Source organism: Staphylococcus caprae (assembly GCF_002902725.1).
GTDB lineage: Bacteria > Bacillota > Bacilli > Staphylococcales > Staphylococcaceae > Staphylococcus > Staphylococcus caprae.
This window is the reverse complement of record NZ_PPRT01000072.1, coordinates 1-964: the sequence shown is the minus strand read 5'-3', so window position 1 is coordinate 964 and position 964 is coordinate 1. Positions and strand designations below refer to the sequence as shown.

General features: G+C 52.6%; 9 tRNA genes and 1 rRNA gene. All 10 read right to left on the bottom strand.

From position 1 onward, the window contains the following. Nucleotides 1–86: 86 nt before the first annotated feature. A tRNA-Ala gene (locus CD155_RS11130) sits at nucleotides 87–162 on the bottom strand. A gap of 16 nt (nucleotides 163–178) precedes the next feature. Beyond that, nucleotides 179–252 (bottom strand) — tRNA-Pro (locus CD155_RS11125). Between the two features lie 9 nt (nucleotides 253–261). Continuing rightward, a tRNA-Arg gene (locus CD155_RS11120) sits at nucleotides 262–335 on the bottom strand. Nucleotides 336–350: 15 nt separating this feature from the next. After that, nucleotides 351–439 (bottom strand) — tRNA-Leu (locus CD155_RS11115). Between the two features lie 7 nt (nucleotides 440–446). Next, nucleotides 447–521 (bottom strand) — tRNA-Gly (locus CD155_RS11110). 3 nt (nucleotides 522–524) lie between these two features. Continuing rightward, nucleotides 525–607, bottom strand: a tRNA-Leu gene (locus CD155_RS11105). Between the two features lie 8 nt (nucleotides 608–615). Continuing rightward, nucleotides 616–691 (bottom strand) — tRNA-Lys (locus tag CD155_RS11100). 6 nt (nucleotides 692–697) lie between these two features. Then, a tRNA-Thr gene (locus CD155_RS11095) sits at nucleotides 698–773 on the bottom strand. Nucleotides 774–786: 13 nt separating this feature from the next. Further along, a tRNA-Val gene (locus CD155_RS11090) sits at nucleotides 787–862 on the bottom strand. An 11-nt stretch (nucleotides 863–873) separates the two neighbouring features. Next, nucleotides 874–964: ribosomal RNA gene (gene rrf, locus CD155_RS11085) — 5S ribosomal RNA — on the bottom strand; the annotation flags it as partial.

The following is a 964-nucleotide window of genomic DNA, read 5'->3' as shown; positions in this document are numbered from 1 at the left end:
GGATCGAACCCCCGACCTCACGGGTATGAACCGTACGCTCTAGCCAGCTGAGCTACACCGCCGTTATGTAGTTTATAAATTAAATATGGTGGAGACTAGCGGGATCGAACCGCTGACCTCCTGCGTGCAAAGCAGGCGCTCTCCCAGCTGAGCTAAGCCCCCATATTAATATGTACTATCGGGAAGACAGGATTCGAACCTACGACCCCTTGGTCCCAAACCAAGTGCTCTACCAAGCTGAGCTACTTCCCGTAGAATAAGCGCGCCCGATAGGAGTCGAACCCATAACCTCTTGATCCGTAGTCAAACGCTCTATCCAGTTGAGCTACGGGCGCATATAATTTAAAAGATGGTGCCGAGGACCGGAATCGAACCGGTACGGTGATCTCTCACCGCAGGATTTTAAGTCCTGTGCGTCTGCCAGTTCCGCCACCCCGGCAAAATAATGGAGCGGAAGACGGGATTCGAACCCGCGACCCCCACCTTGGCAAGGTGGTGTTCTACCACTGAACTACTTCCGCATATGCGGGTGAAGGGAGTCGAACCCCCACGCCGTGAAGGCGCTAGATCCTAAGTCTAGTGCGTCTGCCAATTCCGCCACACCCGCGTATCTAATGGTGAGCCATAGAGGATTCGAACCTCTGACCCTCTGATTAAAAGTCAGATGCTCTACCAACTGAGCTAATGGCTCTATAGATGGTGCCGGCCAGAGGACTTGAACCCCCAACCTACTGATTACAAGTCAGTTGCTCTACCAATTGAGCTAGGCCGGCTTATTTAATTAAATGGTGGAGAATGACGGGTTCGAACCGCCGACCCTCTGCTTGTAAGGCAGATGCTCTCCCAGCTGAGCTAATTCTCCAATTATATATTGCCTGGCAACGTCCTACTCTAGCGGGACGTAAGCCCGACTACCATCGGCGCTAAGGAGCTTAACTTCTGTGTTCGGCATGGGAACAGGTGT